Genomic DNA, 16,667 nt, shown 5'->3' with positions numbered 1-16,667 from the left:
CCTAGTCGAAATGATGAGCGGCACCCCGCCCCGGGGCGCCGCCGTTCATGCGCGAAACAGATCGAGCATCTCGGCGCCGGGCTCGAAGCCCAGGCCGGGCGTATCCGGAAGGTCGAGCCAGCCGGAGGCGGGCTCGGGAAAGCCGGTGAAAAGGCGGCGCATCAGCGCGACCGTGGGCAGGTGCCACTCGACCTTGCCGCCGTTGGCCAGCCCCGCGTGCAGGTGCATGTTGTGCAGAGGAAAGGCGCCGCCGTTGGTGATCGGGACGTTGAACGCGCTGGCGAGTCCCGCGATGCTGACACATTGCGTGTAGCCGCCGCCGATCACCACATTGGGCTGGATGAAATCCACCGCGCCGTGGACCAGCATGTCGCGGAAGCGGAAGGCGAGCCCTTCGTTCTGCCCCGCCGCCACCGCGATGCCGCAGCGGCGGCGCAGGTCCGCCATGGCGGGAATGTCGTTCTGCGTGACCGGCTCCTCGAAGAAGGCGATGCGGCAATCGGACAGGTTCATCGCCAGGCGCTGCGCATGGAAGGCGTCGAGGCTGCAATTGGCATCGATGTAGATCTGCGCGTCCGCGCCCGCGGCCTCGCGCACGGTACGCACCCGGCGTTCGTCCTCGGCGATGACCTCGTCCAGCGAAGGGCCGCCGCGATCGCGCCGCTGCAGTGCCTGGTGGCCGACGACCATCTTCAGGTGCTGGTAGCCCTGGGCCCGGAGCGTGCCAGCCGCCTGGCCGAGCGCGTCGCGGTCCAGGAAATCGAAGCCGAAGGTCGCATAGACGGGCACGCGCGCGCGGGCGCCGCCCAGCAGCCGCCATACCGGCTGCGCCAGCGCCTTGCCCTTGATGTCCCACAAGGCGATATCCACGGCCGCCATGGCGTGGGCGGCGTGGCCGGTCTGCCCCCGGGGGGACAGCAGCCAGTACAGGCGGTCCCACAGCGCCTCGTGGTTCATGGGGTCCTCGCCGACCAGCGCCGGCGCGGCCACGTCGTTCACGGCCGCGGCCACGACCCGTTCGTTGGTGATGGACGTCAGCCCGTGGCCGCACAGCCCGGTGGAGGTTTCCACCCGCACCAGGCAGGCGCGGATTTCCTGCTCGACGGGCGCGGTCCCGGCGATGCCGACCTGCACGGGCCATTTGATCGGCACCGCGGCGACTCGTGTGATCTTCATGTCCGCTCCCGTGTGCCCTACTCGACCTTGATGTCGTTGTCCCGCGCCACCTTGGTCCAGAGCGGCACCTCCTTCTCGATCAGGCGGCGGAACTCGTCGGAGGTGCTGGCCTGGGCCGAGCAGCCGAGGGCGGACATCTTCTTGCTCACCTCGGGCAGGGCGACCACGCGCGCGATCTCCCGCTGCAATACCTGGACCACATCCGCCGGCGTGCCGGTCGGCGCCAGCAGGCCCGCCCACAACTCGACATCCAGGTCCACCCCCGCCTCCCGCATGGTCGGGACCTCGGGCAGGAAGCCGGCCCGCTGCGGAGAGGTCACGGCCAGCGCCCGCACGCGCTTGCCCTGCAAGCCCGTCATGGCCGGCGCCGGATCGGTGATGGCCATGGTGACGTTGCCCGCCATGACCGCCTGAATCGACTCGTTGCTGCCCTTGTAGGGGATGTGCGCGAAGCGCGCGCCGGTCTTGCCGTTGAACAGTTCGGTCACGAGCTGGAACGAGGCGGCGCTGGAGCCGTAGTTCGCCTTGTCCGGATGCTGCTTCGAATAGGCCACCAGATCGCTCACGGACTTGATCGGCAGCGAGGCATCCGATACCAGCACCAGCGGGAACTTCGCCGTCAGCGAGATGGGGGTGAAGTCCTCGACCTTGTAGGGCAGCTTGGCGTACAGGGCCGGATTGAACGAGATGGGGCCGCTGGCCCCCCAGAACAGCGTGTAGCCGTCGGGCTTGGCCTTGGCCACGTAGGCCGCGCCCACGATGGAGGCCACGCCGGGCCGGTTCTCGACGATCACGGGCTGCTTGAGCCCCTTGGTCATTTCCTCGGCCACGATCCGCGCCAGGACATCGTTGCCCCCGCCCGCCGCGTAGCCGATGATGATCGTGATGGGACGCGCGGGATAGGACGGCTGCGCGTGCGCGGCCGGCAGGCCGAGCGGCGAGATGGCCAGCGCCAGCGCGGCCAGGTTCAGGATGCGGCGTACTTGCATGGTGTCTCCTTCCATGGGACTCGTGCGTTCCCTCGTTTCCGGCCACGGGCGGCAGTTGCCGCCCGCGCCGCTAGATCCCGCCGATGCGCACGTGCAGCACGGCGGCCCGGCCTTCATCGACGGCGCGCAGGCAGCGGGCGATCGCGGCCGGCACGTCGTCGGGGTCCTCCACCATCTCGCCATGGCCGCCGAAGGCCTGGGCGACCAGTTCGAAGCGGCGCGTCTCGCCATGCAGGCGCGCGTGGAACTCGTCCGTATCGGCCGCCGTGCCATCCGGATGCACGCGCAGCACGGCCTCCTTCACCGCCTGCCAGCCGCCGTTGTCCAGCACCACGGTCAGGATGGGCAGCCGGTAGCGCTGCGCGACGTCGTAGACCGAGGTGGGCGTGCCGAAGTGGAAGCCGCCGTCGCCGACCATCTGCACCACGCGCGCATCCGGCCGCGCCAGCTTGACGCCCAGCGCCATGCCGCCGCTGTAGCCCAGGCCGCCTCCGGCCGTGCCCAGCAGCGTCAGCGGCCGGGTCCGGCGGATGTGGCCCAGCACCGCGGGCGCGTTGCGGATGGCTTCGTTGATGACCACGTCGTCCTGGGACAGCGCCGCGCTCAACTGCGCGCACAGGTAGGCGGGCGAGATCGCGCCACGCGCGCCACGCTTGCCCGCGGCCTGGGACAGGCCCTCGGCACGGGCCTGGGCCTGCGCCCGATAGCCGTCCAGGCGCGCACGCACCCGCTCGTGGAAATCCTGCCCGGCCCGGGCCCGGACGATGTCGATAACCTGACGCAGCACCGTGGCGCAATCGGCCTGCACCCGCATGTCGGTCGCGAATCCCCACATGGGGAAATCCTTCTTGATCGGATCGACGTCGACATGCAGCCAGCGCATGCCGGGCCGTTCGGCCACGTACTTGGGCAGCCAGGGCACGTCCACGTCCAGCAGCAGGCCCAGGTCGGCATCGGCCTGCGCCGCGCCGGGATCGAAGCCGCCGAAGCACGGCGAATCGCGCGAGATGCCCAGGTAGCTGGGCGCGAATTCGAAGACGCGGATGCCGCACAGCAGGGCCAGCTCCTCCAGCGCCTCGACCGCCTCGGCCTTGCGGCCGAGATAGGCGGTGACGGCCATGGGCCGCTCGGCACTCATCAAGGCCTCGGCGATCTGCGCGGCGCGCGCCTCGTCGATGCCGCCGGCGGCCACGGGGCCATAGCGATCCTGGCCGAAGGCCTGCACCTGCTCCTCGGCCCATTCCTGGGTCAGCGCCTCGCGCGGCAGCGTCAGGTAGACCGGGCCCGGCGGATCGCTCTGCATGACCGAGTGGCCGCGACGCACCACCTCGCGGGCATTGATGCCGGTCGACAGCGAGTATTCCCATTTGACGTAGGGGCGCACCAGGCTGGCCATGTCGAACGGGTCCTGCACGAAGTGCACATAGTTGTCGCGCGATCCCGGCAGCTCGCCGCGCACGGTGCCCGGCGCCCGCCCCGCCATCAGCATGACCGGCAGCCGCGAGCGGAACATGTTGTGCATACCCATGGCGGCGTTGGCCGTGCCGGCGTCCACGTGGACCATCACCGCCTGCCCCTGCCCGGTCATCGCCGCGTAGCCGGCGGCCATGTGGATCGCGACGTTCTCGTGCGGACAAAGCATGAAGCGGGGGTGCTTGCGCCCCTGCTCGCGCCAGCGCGCGAGTTCCTCGATGACGGAGGCGTGGTCGGTGCCCAGGTTGGAAAACACGTACTCGATGCCGAGGTCGGTGAGTCCCTGGAGCAAGTAGTGGGCGCTGCTGTACATGGGGTCTCCTGTAGGGGTTCGCCCATCTTAGGAATGGCAGTGAAATCCGTAAAATGAAATGAGCTGATGTCTGACATGCACCAGAGGTATATCTTCTCCATGGCCAAACGTCTTTCGCACCAGGTCGACCTGAACCTGCTCGAGCTGTTCCTGGCGGTGTACGGCAGCCGCAACCTCACCACCGCCGGCCGGGAACTGGGACTGAGCCAGCCCGCGATGAGCCGCGCCCTCGCCCGCCTGCGCGACGCCTATGGCGACCCGCTGTTCGTGCGCCAGCCGCACGGCCTGCTTCCCACGCCCTTCGCCGACAGCCTGAATTCGTCGCTGCACCAGGCCCTGGACATCGTGCGCTGGACGCTGCACACGCCGGCCTTCGTCCCGGCCAACGAACGGCGCGTGTTCACCCTGGCGATGTCCGACGTCAGCGAGCAGGTGTTCCTGCCCGGCCTGGCCCGGCGGGTGGCGGAACAGGCGCCCGGCGTGCACCTGCGCACCAGCCAGTTGCAGGGCAAGGCGCTGCGCGACGCCATGGCGGACGGCAGCGTGGACCTGGCCATCGGCCACCTGCGGCTGGACCCGGAAGGCCTGCAGGCCGACCGCCTGTTCTCCGCCCGCTATGCCTGCATCGCCCGCAGCGACCACCCCGCCATAGGCAGCCGGATGACCATGGCGAACTTCCGCCAGCTCGGCCATGTGATCTCGGAAGGTTCGATGACGGGCCATGCGCACGTGCTGGAAGGCATCCTTGCCTCGCGCAAGGTGGGCGCATCCGTCGCCCTGCGCGTGGGCCACTTCCTGTCGATCGGCCGCATCGTCGCCCAGACCGACTACATCGCCACCATCCCGCGCACCCTGGCCGCCACCTTCGAGACCGCCTGGGGCGTCAGGATGTACGCACCGCCGATGCGGCTTCCCGCCTACGACGTGTCGCAGTTCTGGCACGAGCGCTATGCGCGCGAGCCCGGGCTGGTCTGGCTGCGGACCGTGCTCCGCGACTTGTTCGGCCGGCTCCCGCCGGCGCAGGCGGCTCTGTAACCGGACTCGACATCCCGGACGGCCCGTTGCTATGTTGCCTGTCCATGGACACACACGATACGGACCCCGCCAGCCGTAGCGATGGCGGCTACGGCTGGGTCATCGTCGCCGCGGGCGCGTTGATCACCTGCGTGGCGGCCGGCGCCATGTTCTCGCTGGCGGTCTACCTCCAGCCCATCTCGGCCGACACCGGCTGGTCGCGCGCCGGCATCTCGGCGGCGATGACGCTCGATTTCCTGGTGATGGGCGTCGCCGCCTTCGGCTGGGGCACGCTGAGCGACCGCTACGGCACGCGCCCCGTGGTGCTGGCCGCGTCGCTGCTGCTGGGCCTGGGCCTGCTGCTGGCCAGCCGCGCCACCTCGTTGCCGGCCTTCCAGCTCGGCTATGGCGTGCTGGTGGGCGTGGCGGGCGGCGCGTTCTTCGCCCCGCTGATGGCCCTGGCCACGACCTGGTTCGAACGCCACCGGGCGCTGGCGGTCTCGCTGGTATCGGCGGGCATGGGGGTCGCCCCCATGACGGTCTCGCCGCTGGCGAGCTGGCTCATCCTGGAATACGGCTGGCGCACGGCGATGGCCACGACAGGCATCGCCGCCCTGCTGCTCCTGATTCCCGCCGCCCTGCTCATCCGCCAGCCGCCCGCCGCGCGGCTGGCCCGGCAGGCCCAGCCCGAAGCGGCCGGCCCCGGCCTGTCGGTGCGACAGGCCCTGCGATCGGCGCCCTTCATCGCGCTGGCGTTGACCTTCTTCCTGTGCTGCGCCGCCCATTCCGGCCCGATCTTCCACGTGGTCAGCTTCGCCACGTTCTGCGGCATCGCGCCCATGGCGGCCGTGACCATCTACAGCGTGGAAGGACTGGCGGGACTGGGAGGACGGCTGCTGCTGGGCGCGCTGGCCGACAGGCTGGGCACCAAGCGCGTGCTGATAGCCGGCCTGCTGCTGCAGGCCGTGGTGATAGGCGTCTATTCGCAGGCCCGCCTGATCGGCGAGTTCTACGGCCTGTCCATCCTGCTGGGCGCCGCCTACGGCGGTGTGATGCCGCTGTACGCGGTGCTGGCGCGGGACTACTTCGGCCCGCGCATCATGGGCAGCATCTTCGGCGCCGCGGTCATGGCCTCGAGCCTGGGCATGGCCTTCGGACCGCTGGCCGGAGGCTGGATCTTCGACCATTTCAACGACTATGCCTGGCTGTACCTGGGCTCGGCCGCGGTCGGCCTAGGCGCGGTCGCGATGGCCTTCGCCTTCCCGCCATCGCCGGCCAGGGCAGCGCTTCAGACGGACTGAATCGCGGCTTTTCCCTCCCGCCAAAAGGTTACTATATGTGTCAAATTATTAGTAACCTGAATCGACGAGGGGAGTGGAATGATACGCAGTGTTGGTGCGATGGTTGTCGCGATAGTGCTTTCTGGCTGCGCCATGAATGCGCCGCAGTATTCGGCCCGCATGGATAATGTGATCAAGCTGAAGGATGCGGAGTTCCGGGACGCCAAGGTGGCGGACTTCAGCAGCCTGGCCGCCAAGGACAATGCCAACCCGATTTCCCTGCGCGCCGATCGCCTCGAGTCGCCTTACGGCAAGTCCTATTCCGCCTACCTGACCGAGGCCATCAAGCAGGAGCTCACGCTCGCGGGCAAGTACTCGCAGGCCTCGAACGTGGAAATCTCGGGTGAACTCCAGAAGAACGACCTGAACGCGGGATCGTTCACCACCGGTGACGGCCTCATCGCCGCGCGCGTGGTGGTCAGGAAGGGTGGGCAGGTCGCGTACGACCAGGTCAAGTCCGCCACGATCACCTGGCCTTCCTCCTTCGTGGGTGCCGTTGCAATCCCCGCCGCCGCGCAGTCCTATCCCAAGCTCGTGCAAACGCTGCTGGACACGCTGTTCAGCGACAAGGCGTTCCTGGACGCGCTCAAGTAATCGACACGGAGTTTCCGCATGAATCTCATCAAGCGCCTGGGCGCGCTGGCGGCGGTCCTGGTCCTGGCCGGCTGCGCCCATCCCATATCGATCGCGCCCGACGTCGCCAAGCTCGCCCCCAGCGAAAGCGGGCGGCGGATCGAGGCCCGCGTGGCCTACCACATTCCCGATTCGCTACAGGATAAGGACGTCATCACGGCGGGCGGAGGCGGAGACAAGGTCCAGTACAAGCCGTACAAGGACATGGAAGCCGCTTTCTATGTGATGCTGGGCAACGTCTTCGCGCAGGTCACCAAGACGAAGGCCGTCCCCCCAGCCGCCACGGAGAACGTCAGCTACGTGATCACGCCCGAGATACTGACTGCCTCGTCTTCCGAAAGCCTGCTCACCTGGCCACCGACGCGCTTCCAGACCCAGTTGACCTGCGTCGTCACGGATGCCGCGGGCAACCCGGTGACCACGGTCAGCGTAATGGGAGAAGGACTCGCAGAATTCGACGAGTTCAAGACCAACTTCAATCTTGCGGCGCAGCGGTCGACGGAAAGCGCCCTGCTGAAAATGCGGGACGCCTTGCTGGCCGATGCAACGCTGAAGAAATAGTCTGGAAACCCGGCCCCTCAGGCTGGGTACATCGGCTTGTTGTCGTTCAGGTTCAGCCAGCCCTTCACGATGCGGTAGATGTACCAGATGAAGGCCACGAACCACACGACCCAGCCGATGAAGGCCCATACCGTCAGCGCTCCCACGATGGCCCACAGCACGGAGAACCAGAACGTGCGGATCTGCCAGCGGAAGTGGCTGTCCAGCCAGGTGCCCGCCATGTCGCCCTTCTTGACGTAGTTGATGATGATCGCGACGATGCTGCTCAGGCCGATCAGGATGGCCAGCGCGTACAGCGCATAGACCACGGTGGTGAGGTTCTTGGCGGATTGAAGCTTGGCGGTGTCGACCGTGACGTCGTTCATGATGCACCTCTTGTTGTTGTGGGTAGCGGGCATCGGGAACCGCATGGTCGGGCGGCCCGCGCCGCCTGCTGCAGTCACGGCCTGGCGGCACGCCGGCGCACCAGGCGCCATCCCATCAACCCCGCGAAGACCACAGTGTAGAGAAACACCGCCGAAAAATCATTCTTGCCGGCCTTCTGCCACCAATAGTGCAACAGCACGAGCACGCCGATCAGGTAGACCAGCCGGTGCAGCGACTGCCAGCGCGAGCCCAGGCGCCGCATCCAGCCGCGCGTGGACGTGGCCGCGAGCACGCACAATCCCAGGAAGCCGGCGAACCCCATCGTGATGAACGGACGCTTGGCCACGTCGCGCGCGATGGACATCAGATCGAACCACTGGTCCCACCAGATGTAGGTGGTGAAATGCAGGCAGGCGTAGAAGAAAGCGAACAGCCCGCACATGCGGCGCACCCGCAGCAGGGCCGGCTGGCCCAGCAGGACGCGCAAAGGGCTGATCGCCAGCGTGACCAGCAGCGCCACCAGGGTCCAGGTGCCCGAGGAACGGGTCAGGAACTCCACGGGATTGGCCGTCAGCGCATCCGTCGCCCCCAGCCAGATCCAGCGCGCCAGCGGCAGCAGCGCGACGACGAACAGCAGGACCTTGAAGCGCCCCACGGCCAGCCCGAACACGCGCGGCTCGGACGGCGCTGCCCGGGTGGCGGTACGCGGCGGCGCGACGGGCATGTCCGCCATCTCAGTAGTCGCGGGCCAGGTCCATGCCGGCGTACAAGCTGGCGACCTGGTCGCCGTAGCCGTTGAACATCAAGGTCTTGCGCTTGGGCGAAAACAGGCCGTCCTCGCCGATGCGGCGCTCGGACGCCTGGCTCCAGCGCGGATGGGGCACGTTGGGATTGACGTTGGCGTAGAAGCCGTATTCCTGCGGCGCGGCCTTGACCCAGCTGGTGGCGGGCTGTTTTTCCACGAAGCGTATCTTCACCAGCGACTTGCCCGACTTGAAACCGTATTTCCAGGGCACCACCACGCGCACGGGGGCGCCGTTCTGGTTGGGCAGCGTTTCGCCGTAGACGCCGAAGGTGAGCAGAGTCAGCGGCTGCATGGCCTCGTCCATGCGCAGCGCCTCGACATAGGGCCAGTCGAGCACGCGCGCGCGCAGGCCGGGCATGGTGTCGGGCTGCACGGCGGTGACGAATTCGACGAAGCGGGCATTGCCGGTGGGTTCGACCCGGCGGATCAGCGCCGCCAGCGAATACCCGGTCCAGGGAATCACCATGGACCAGCCCTCGACGCAACGCAGCCGGTAGACCCGCTCTTCCAGCGGCGCCAGCTTGCGCAGGTCGTCCAGGGACAGCACCTGCGGCTTCTTGACCTCGCCCTCGATCGCGACGGTCCAGGGCGAGGTGCGGAAACGCCCCGCGTGGTCCGAGGGATCGCCCTTGTCGGTGCCGAATTCGTAGAAATTATTGTAGGTGGTGACGTCCTTCTGCGAGGTCGGCTTGTCCATCACCACGAACGCGCCATTGCGCTGCGCCGCCAGCTTCACGCCCGTCGTCTGCGCGAACGCCTGCCGGTCGCTCCACCCCGCCAGCCCCAGCGCCGACGCGGCCAGCCCCGCCTGCAACATCCACCGCCGCCGCTCGCGATAGACCGCCTCGGGCGTGATCTCGGAAGGCAAAACATCGGCAGGCCTGCGTATCAGCATGACGGTCTCCAGTCCGTATAAAGCCCACCCCGTACCCGCTTACGCGGGCCCCCTCAAGGGGGCGACGCGGGTGGACCGGCAAAGCCGGATCCACCGCATCCTGGGTCTAGGACCGCTATCTTGGGGTGTGGTTCCGTTGCTATCGCTGGCTGCCAGCGGTAGCAACCGTGAGCCAATGTCAGAGCTCTCCATAGGAGTGCAGTCCCGACAGGAACATGTTCACGCCCAGGAAGGCGAAACCCGTTACCAGCAGGCCCACCAGGGCCCAGTAGGCGGCGCCGTTGCCGCGCAGGCCCTTGATCAGCCGCATGTGCAGCCAGGCCGCGTAGTTCAGCCAGACGATCAGCGCCCAGGTCTCCTTGGGATCCCACTGCCAATAGGCACCCCAGGCGTCGGCCGCCCACAGCGCGCCCAGCACCGTGGCGACGGTGAAGAACGCGAAGCCCACGGCGATGGCCTTGTACATGATGTCGTCCAGCACCTCGAGCGCGGGCAGGCGCTCGGCCAGCTGGCGGCGGCCCAGCAGGATGCCGCCGACGATCAGCGCGGCCACGCCGGCGTAGGTCATCCAGTAAGCCGGCATGCCGGTCTGGCGGAAGATCAGCGGCTCGACCGCCAGCAGCACGCCCAGGATGAACAGCGGCGCCAGCTTCACCCACGAGGAGGTCTTGCCGTGCGCCTTGACCAGGTAGGCGAAGGCAACCATGGCGGCCAGCGAGAACGTACCGTAGCCGATGAAGTTGGCGGGCACGTGCAGCTTCATCCACCAGCTTTGCAGGGCCGGCACCAGCGGCTGGATCTGCTGCGCGCCACGGTCGAAGGTGTACCAGACCAGGAAGGCGACGGCCGAGGCGATGACCAGCAGTACGAAGCCGCCCAGGCTGCGCGTGTCGTATTTGCGCTCGTAGTACAGGTAGAACAGCGCCGTGATCAGCGAGAAAAGAATGAAGACTTCGTACAGGTTGCTGACGGGGATGTAGCCGATGTCCGGGCTGAGCAGGTAGCTTTCGTGCCAGCGCACCAGGAGGCCCGTCAGGCCGGCGAACACCGCGCTCCAGGTCAGCGCCGTCCCCAGCCAGGCTGCCGTGCCGCTGCGGGCGATCAGGCCTATCCAGTAGCATCCGGTGGCGATGACGAACAGCGCGCACATCCACAGGATGGCGGACTGCGAGGACAGCAGATATTTCAGGAAGAAGGCCTGGTCGGCCCGCGCGAGGTCGCCCTGGTAAAGGGTGACGGCCAGGCCGCCGCTGATGGCCACCGCGATCATCAGCGCGCGCAGCGGACGCCACAGCCAGGCCAGCCAGGCCAGCACGACCGCCGTGCCGGCCAGGATGGCCTTGTCGTAGTAGTTCATGATCCCGCCTACCCGCTGGAACGCGAAGGCGGCGCCCGCCGCCAGCAGCGCGGCGAAGGCGATGTCGGTCCAGTCGAGCCCCCGGGGCCCGTCCATGCCCCGGCGGGGAGTCCGGACGGCGCCGTCGCGGGCGGATGAGGTCAGTTCCATTAGCTACCCTTTCTGCTGCGGCGGCAAGGCGGCGATATCCGCCTTGAGCCGTTCGAATTCCTGGTTGAAATCCAGCGTGCGCCGCTGGGAAGTCATGGCCATCATGGTGTGCGCACCCTGTCCGTCCTGCCCCGGCTTGACCCACAGCCAGACGCGGCGCTCGCGGATGTAGAACATCGAGAATACGCCCAGGATCAGCAGCACGCAGCCCAGGTATACCGCATTTTTGCCGGGGGTCCGGCTCAATTGGAACACGCTGGCCTGGACGTGATGGAAATCCTTCAGGCTGAGCACGACCGGCGCCGGATACAGAAACAGGTCCGACATCGCGCCCACGGCCGCCTGGGTCCAGGCCGCGGCCTCGGCGCCCTCGGGGCCGCTGGTGGGCAGCGCGGGCAGCCCCGCGCGCTCGCGCTCGACCGCGCGCAGCTCGCCCATCGCGCCGCCCAGCAGCTTGACCACGACGTCGGCCGCGCGCTGCTGTTCGCCGGACGACACGTTGGTTTCCAGGAAACGGGCGATGGATTGCAGGCCGCCGTCGGCGAAGGTGTCCAGCGCCCGCTCGGCCGAAGCCTGCAACTGGGCGGTCAGTTCGCTGTCGGCGGCGCTGCCCGCGGCCAGCCGGTTGGCGTGGGCAAAGCGGCGCGCGGCCAGCGCGCGGGCCTGCGGATCCTGCAGGATGGCGCGCAGGCCCAGGAATTCCTTCAGGGAATTGTCGGCGTCGGCCGGCATGCGCACGTAGCGGAAATCATCGTCGGGGTTGGTGCGCACCCCGGACAGGAAGACCTTCACGCCATCGACGTCGACCGGCAGCATGTAATTGTGGAATTCGTGCGCCTGGCCGCTGGCGTCGCGCAGCTTGTACTGCACGCTGGGGCCGACGTTGCGGAAATCCTCGTTCTGGCCCACCCGGGCGGCACTGCCGGACACCGCCGCGACGTGCTCGCGCAAGGCCTTGGGCTCGGCCGCGCCCACGCGGCCGTTGGCGAAGTTCTCGACGTTGATGGGGCGGAAACCGCTGAACTCGACGGTCAGGTCCTTCAGCGCGTCGCTGGCGGGGGCGCCGTCGGCCACCAGTTGCGCCGTGCCGCCGACCTTGCCCGACACCGGGAAGGTATAGGGCTGGCCGCCGCGCAGTGCGTAACCGGTCAGCTCCAGGGTACTGCCGCCGTCGTCGAAGCTGGACTGGTAGACCGTCACGCCCTTGTAGCGCAGCGGTTCATTGACCTTGATGGTGGCGGGGAAGTGTTCGCCGGTCTCGTTGTCGGTGACCTCGACCTCGCTCGCGAACAGGCGCGGCATGCCCGTGGAATAGTATTCGACGATGAATTTCTTCAGCTCCAGCGTGAACGGCAGGGGCTGGACCAGCGCGCCGTCGTCCACCATGACGATGCCGTTGCGGGCCTTGCCGCCCTCGGGCACCAGCACGCTGCTGCGGAAACTGGGGTTGCCCAGGCCCAGGCGCCCGGAGGCGGGCACGTCGGCGATGGCCATGTTCTCGAACAGGGGCTTCTTGCCGGCCAGCCAGATCTGCAGCCGTATCGGCAGCTCGCTGTCGAGCAGGCCGCCTATGCAGACGATGACGATGGCCGTATGGGCGAAGATGTAGCCCAGCCGGTTGCCGCTGCCCCGCTTGGCCGCCAGCAGCGTGGCCGGGCCCTCGGTCCGGGCGCGCACCGCATAGCCCTGGCGTTTGAGCAGCTCGGCCAGCGAGCCGGCCAGTTGGGCCGGTGCCGCCGGCGACGCGAACTCGGCTCGGTGATGGAAGGATCGCAGGCTGCTTTCGCGCACGTGTTCGCGGAACGAACGCATGTCGCGCACCATCTTGGGCGCGGTGCGGAGGATGCAGAGGCTGGTGGAGACCACCAGGAAACCCATGATGAGCAGGAACCACCACGCGTTGTAGACGTGGTAGAGCGAGAAGGTCTCGAACACCTCGAACCAGAACTGCCCGAACTGGTTGACGTAGTTGTTCGACGGCTGGTTCTGCACCAGCACCGTCCCGACGATGCTGGCCAGGCAGATGAAGACCAGCAGGCTGACGGCGAACCGCATCGAAGCCAGCAGTTCTAGCAGATCGGCGCCGAGGCCGCGCGAGGCCGGGCGGGAAGCGGAGGAAGTGGCGGTGGTCATGATGGGTGCTGCGGACCTCGGTTCGGACAGGTCGGTTGCCGCTGAAAACCTGCCAAATCATGCAAAAGCAAAGGGGCGGAAGATCCGCCCCTTCAATGACCGCGATCGACAGCAGTGGTTCCGGGCGCGGATCAGCGCAGGCCGGCGATGTAGTCGGCCACGGCCTTGATTTCGGCGTCGGTCATCTTGTTGGCGATCTGCGCCATCGGCACGTTATTGTGCCGCGCGCCGCTGCGGAAGGCCACGAGCTGGGCCTCGGTGTACTCGCCGAACTGGCCGCCCACGCGCGGATATTGCGAGGGAATGCCGGCGCCGTTGGCGCTGTGGCAGGAGGCGCAGGCCGGAACGCCCTTGCTGGCGATGCCGGCGCGGAAGATGCGCTGGCCGAGTTCGACGGTGTCCTTGCTCTTGGCCACGGCGGGCTTGAGGGTCTGGGCGCCGAGGTAGGCCGAGATGTTGCGCATGTCCTCGTCGGTCAGGCCGGCGGCGTTGACGTTCATGACGGCATTGACGCGCTCGGGCGTCTTGGCGCCTTCCTTGACCTTGAAATTGACGAGCTGCTTGTAGATGTAGTCGGGATGCTGGCCGGCCAGCTTGGGATTGGCGGCGCCGGCGCTATTGCCGCCGGGGCCATGGCAACTGGCACAGGAAATGATGTTGCGGGCCGCGTCGCCGTTGGTGAACAACTGCTCGCCCTTGGCCGCGTCGACCTTGGGACGGGGTTGGGCATCGGCGGCCAGGGACGGCAGAGCCATCGTCGCACCCAGGATTGCACCGCTCGCGACAAGCATCAGGGACAGCACACGCTTCATGAAAACCTCGACCTAAATTCCACAATCAGGCTACGGATACGCGACTCACGGATGCCCTGCTCCTGCTGCTCCAGCCGACGTGCGGCAGGAATTCTCCTGCAGGTGTCTCCGCGGGGCCCACCTACCCCCCACCTACTCCGTTTATCGATTCGTCCCGGCTCGCGCCGGAGGTGATCGTTCTTCTACTGCGAGTTTTGTTCTACTGCAAACCTGGTTCGCCCCCGCTCCCGCGGGGAACGCATAGGCAAGCCCAACGGCGCTTTCCTATGTTAAGTAACCGCTTATTATAGCAACTACAACGTAGCCCATAGAAAACTATTCGGGAAGGACCATCATGGCTGTCTACCAGCTCGGCGCCGACGCGCCCCGCATTCCGGACTCGGCATACGTGGCCGAGCAGGCCACCGTCATCGGCAAGGCCAGGCTGGGCGAGAACGCCAGCGTCTGGCCGGGCGCGGTGATCCGGGCCGACAACGACGACATCGTCCTGGGCGACTCCAGCAACATCCAGGAAGGCGCGGTGCTGCACACCGACCCGGGGCTCAAGCTCACCATCGGCGACTACGTGACCGTCGGGCACCAGGCCATGCTGCACGGCTGTACCATCGGCGACGGCTCGCTGATCGGCATCCAGGCCGTGGTGCTGAACCGCGCGGTCATCGGCAAGAACTGCCTGGTGGGCGCGGGCGCCATCGTGACCGAGGGCAAGGAGTTCCCCGACCGTTCGCTGATCCTGGGCGCGCCCGCCAAGGTCGTGCGCCAGCTGACCGACGAGGACATCGCCCGCATCCGGGCCGGCGTGGAAAGCTACGTGAAGCGGCAGCAGTTGTTCAAGAAGGAATTGAAGCGGGTCGGCTGACGGGCGACCGCGCCGCGGGGCCGGCCGTACAATAGCGGGTTATTGCTTAACTTCGCCGGCCGGCGACGCCCTGTGTCCATTCTCCATCGCGCCCATTTCACGACGTCCGCCGCCCGGCTCGACCAGTTGCCCCCGCCCGGGGCGCCGGAGGTCTGCTTCGTCGGCCGCTCCAACGCCGGCAAGTCGTCGGCGATCAACGTGCTGACCCAGCAAAGGCGCCTGGCCTTCTCCAGCAAGACGCCGGGCCGCACCCGGCTGATCAACATGTTCGGCCTGCCCGACCCGCTCGAGCCCGAGCGCGACCTGGGGTTCCTGGTCGACCTGCCCGGCTACGGCTATGCCTCGGTGGCCCGGGAAGACCGCTCGCAGTGGGCCCAGGTGCTGGGCGGCTACCTGCGCAACCGGTCCTCGCTGGCCGGCGTCGTGCTGCTGGTGGACATCCGCCGCGGCGTGACCGACCTGGACCGCAACCTGATCGACTGGATCGCGCCGTCCGGCAAGCCGGTACTGGCCTTGCTGACCAAGGCCGACAAATTTCCCTACGGCCAGCGCATCAAGGCCCAGTTCGCCGTCAAGAAGGAACTGGCCGCCATCGGCGCGCTGCACACCGTGCCGTTTTCCTCGACCCACCGCCTCGGCCTGGACGAAGCGACCGCCCACATCGAGGGCTGGCTGATGCCCCAGGTCGCGGCATGACGCCCGCGGGGACGCAATGGTATCTTGCGATGGCAGGGGGTCCGTCCCTCGCCGCGCAGCATTGACAGGACGACAACCGCAATGAGCCAACACGAAGTATTCGCCGATTTTCCCGCCGGACGCCCCCGCCGCCTGAGGCGCGACGACTTCACCCGCCGCCTGGTGCGCGAGAACCGGCTGTCGGCCGACGATCTCATCTATCCCGTGTTCGTGGCCGAGGGCAAGGGGCTGCGCCAGCCGGTGCCGTCGCTGCCGGGCGTGGAACGCTACAGCCTGGACACGCTGCTGCCGGTGGCCGAGGAATGCGTCGAGCTCGGGATCCCGGTCCTGGCGTTGTTCCCCGTGATCGCGCCTGAACTGAAGACGCCGGACGGCATCGCCGCGACGCGGCCCGACGGCCTGATCCCGCGCGTGGTGGCCGAACTCAAGAAGCGCCTGCCTGAGCTGGGCATCCTGACCGACGTCGCGCTCGACCCCTACACCAGCCACGGGCAGGACGGCCTGATCGACGAGTCCGGCTACGTGCTGAACGAGCCCACCGTCGAGATCCTGGTCAAGCAGGCCCTGGCGCAGGCCGAGGCCGGCGTGGACATCGTCGCGCCCAGCGACATGATGGACGGACGCATCGGCGCCGTGCGCCAGGCGCTGGAAGGCAACGGCCACATCCACACCCGCATCATGGCCTACTCGGCCAAGTACGCCAGCGCGTTCTACGGCCCCTTCCGCGACGCGGTCGGCTCGGCCTCGAACCTGGGCAAGTCCAACAAGGCCGCCTACCAGATGGACCCGGGCAACATCGACGAGGCCCTGCGCGAGGTCGCGCTGGACCTGCGCGAGGGCGCGGACATGGTCATGGTCAAGCCCGGCATGCCCTACCTGGACGTGCTGCGGCGGGTCAAGGACACCTTCCGCGTCCCCACCTTCGCCTACCAGGTCAGCGGCGAATACGCGATGATCAAGGCGGCCAGCGCCAACGGCTGGCTGGACGAGGACAAGGTCGTGATGGAAGCCCTGCTGGCGTTCAAGCGCGCCGGCGCCGACGGCATCCTGACCTATTTCGCGCTCGACGCCGCCCGCAAGCTGAAAGGCTGAAGC

The 16,667-nt window shown here is 67.7% G+C and carries 16 protein-coding genes; 7 read left to right on the top strand and 9 right to left on the bottom strand.

Translation table 11 applies throughout. The features are described from left to right. Positions 1-45: 45 nt before the first annotated feature. The 3 genes from WKR98_RS08445 to WKR98_RS08435 all read right to left on the bottom strand — a co-directional run bounded on the left by WKR98_RS08445 (position 46) and on the right by WKR98_RS08435 (position 3,951). Entirely contained in the window at positions 46-1,176 is a 1,131-nt protein-coding gene (locus WKR98_RS08445) for a mandelate racemase/muconate lactonizing enzyme family protein (protein WP_341432623.1), read from the bottom strand. Positions 1,177-1,193: 17 nt separating this feature from the next. Further along, entirely contained in the window at positions 1,194-2,165 is a 972-nt protein-coding gene (locus WKR98_RS08440) for a Bug family tripartite tricarboxylate transporter substrate binding protein (RefSeq protein WP_161567680.1), read from the bottom strand. A 70-nt stretch (positions 2,166-2,235) separates the two neighbouring features. Beyond that, positions 2,236-3,951 (bottom strand): thiamine pyrophosphate-requiring protein, encoded by a 1,716-nt coding sequence (locus WKR98_RS08435; RefSeq protein WP_124687677.1) that lies wholly within the window; start codon positions 3,949-3,951, stop codon positions 2,236-2,238. Between the two features lie 99 nt (positions 3,952-4,050). Here WKR98_RS08435 and WKR98_RS08430 point away from each other — a divergent pair, with 99 nt between their 5' ends. From WKR98_RS08430 to WKR98_RS08415, 4 genes are all read left to right on the top strand, one after another. Beyond that, positions 4,051-4,986 carry a LysR family transcriptional regulator gene (locus tag WKR98_RS08430; protein ID WP_161567679.1) on the top strand — a complete coding sequence of 312 codons (936 nt, stop codon included), beginning with the start codon at positions 4,051-4,053 and terminating at the stop codon, positions 4,984-4,986. 44 nt (positions 4,987-5,030) lie between these two features. Continuing rightward, positions 5,031-6,266: an MFS transporter gene (locus tag WKR98_RS08425; protein ID WP_341432622.1), complete on the top strand. Its 1,236-nt coding sequence runs from the start codon at positions 5,031-5,033 to the stop codon at positions 6,264-6,266. Positions 6,267-6,398: 132 nt separating this feature from the next. Beyond that, positions 6,399-6,899, top strand: a complete 501-nt coding sequence (locus tag WKR98_RS08420) for a hypothetical protein (protein WP_341432621.1) — start codon at positions 6,399-6,401, stop codon at positions 6,897-6,899. Between the two features lie 18 nt (positions 6,900-6,917). Continuing rightward, on the top strand, positions 6,918-7,499 hold the full coding sequence (locus WKR98_RS08415; protein ID WP_341432620.1) for a hypothetical protein: 582 nt from the start codon (positions 6,918-6,920) through the stop codon (positions 7,497-7,499). 17 nt (positions 7,500-7,516) lie between these two features. On the opposite strand, the gene WKR98_RS08410 is transcribed toward WKR98_RS08415, so the two are convergent. From WKR98_RS08410 to WKR98_RS08385, 6 genes are all read right to left on the bottom strand, one after another. Further along, positions 7,517-7,864, bottom strand: coding sequence for a DUF4870 family protein (locus WKR98_RS08410; RefSeq protein ID WP_124687672.1), 348 nt, complete (start codon positions 7,862-7,864; stop codon positions 7,517-7,519). A 74-nt stretch (positions 7,865-7,938) separates the two neighbouring features. Continuing rightward, positions 7,939-8,589, bottom strand: a complete 651-nt coding sequence (locus WKR98_RS08405; RefSeq protein WP_124687671.1) for a sulfite oxidase heme-binding subunit YedZ — start codon at positions 8,587-8,589, stop codon at positions 7,939-7,941. Between the two features lie 10 nt (positions 8,590-8,599). After that, complete coding sequence (gene msrP / locus WKR98_RS08400) at positions 8,600-9,565, bottom strand: protein-methionine-sulfoxide reductase catalytic subunit MsrP (RefSeq protein ID WP_124687670.1); 966 nt, start codon at positions 9,563-9,565, stop codon at positions 8,600-8,602. Positions 9,566-9,743: 178 nt separating this feature from the next. Further along, positions 9,744-11,018: a c-type cytochrome biogenesis protein CcsB gene (ccsB, locus tag WKR98_RS08395; protein WP_341433829.1), complete on the bottom strand. Its 1,275-nt coding sequence runs from the start codon at positions 11,016-11,018 to the stop codon at positions 9,744-9,746. A gap of 57 nt (positions 11,019-11,075) precedes the next feature. After that, positions 11,076-13,208, bottom strand: coding sequence for a cytochrome c biogenesis protein ResB (locus WKR98_RS08390; RefSeq protein ID WP_192901818.1), 2,133 nt, complete (start codon positions 13,206-13,208; stop codon positions 11,076-11,078). 128 nt (positions 13,209-13,336) lie between these two features. Further along, entirely contained in the window at positions 13,337-14,017 is a 681-nt protein-coding gene (locus WKR98_RS08385; protein ID WP_124687668.1) for a c-type cytochrome, read from the bottom strand. A 334-nt stretch (positions 14,018-14,351) separates the two neighbouring features. Between WKR98_RS08385 and WKR98_RS08380 the strand changes: the two genes are divergently transcribed. The 3 genes from WKR98_RS08380 (at position 14,352) to hemB (ending at position 16,664) form a co-directional block, all read left to right on the top strand. Next, positions 14,352-14,876: a gamma carbonic anhydrase family protein gene (locus WKR98_RS08380; protein WP_124687667.1), complete on the top strand. Its 525-nt coding sequence runs from the start codon at positions 14,352-14,354 to the stop codon at positions 14,874-14,876. 72 nt (positions 14,877-14,948) lie between these two features. After that, entirely contained in the window at positions 14,949-15,572 is a 624-nt protein-coding gene (gene yihA, locus WKR98_RS08375) for a ribosome biogenesis GTP-binding protein YihA/YsxC (protein WP_341432619.1), read from the top strand. 81 nt (positions 15,573-15,653) lie between these two features. Then, entirely contained in the window at positions 15,654-16,664 is a 1,011-nt protein-coding gene (gene hemB, locus WKR98_RS08370; RefSeq protein WP_124687665.1) for a porphobilinogen synthase, read from the top strand. Positions 16,665-16,667 lie beyond the last annotated feature (3 nt).

The sequence above is a fragment of the Pigmentiphaga sp. YJ18 genome, from assembly GCF_038066655.1.
Taxonomy (GTDB): Bacteria; Pseudomonadota; Gammaproteobacteria; order Burkholderiales; family Burkholderiaceae_B; genus Pigmentiphaga.
This window is presented reverse-complemented; position numbering and strand designations above follow the sequence as displayed.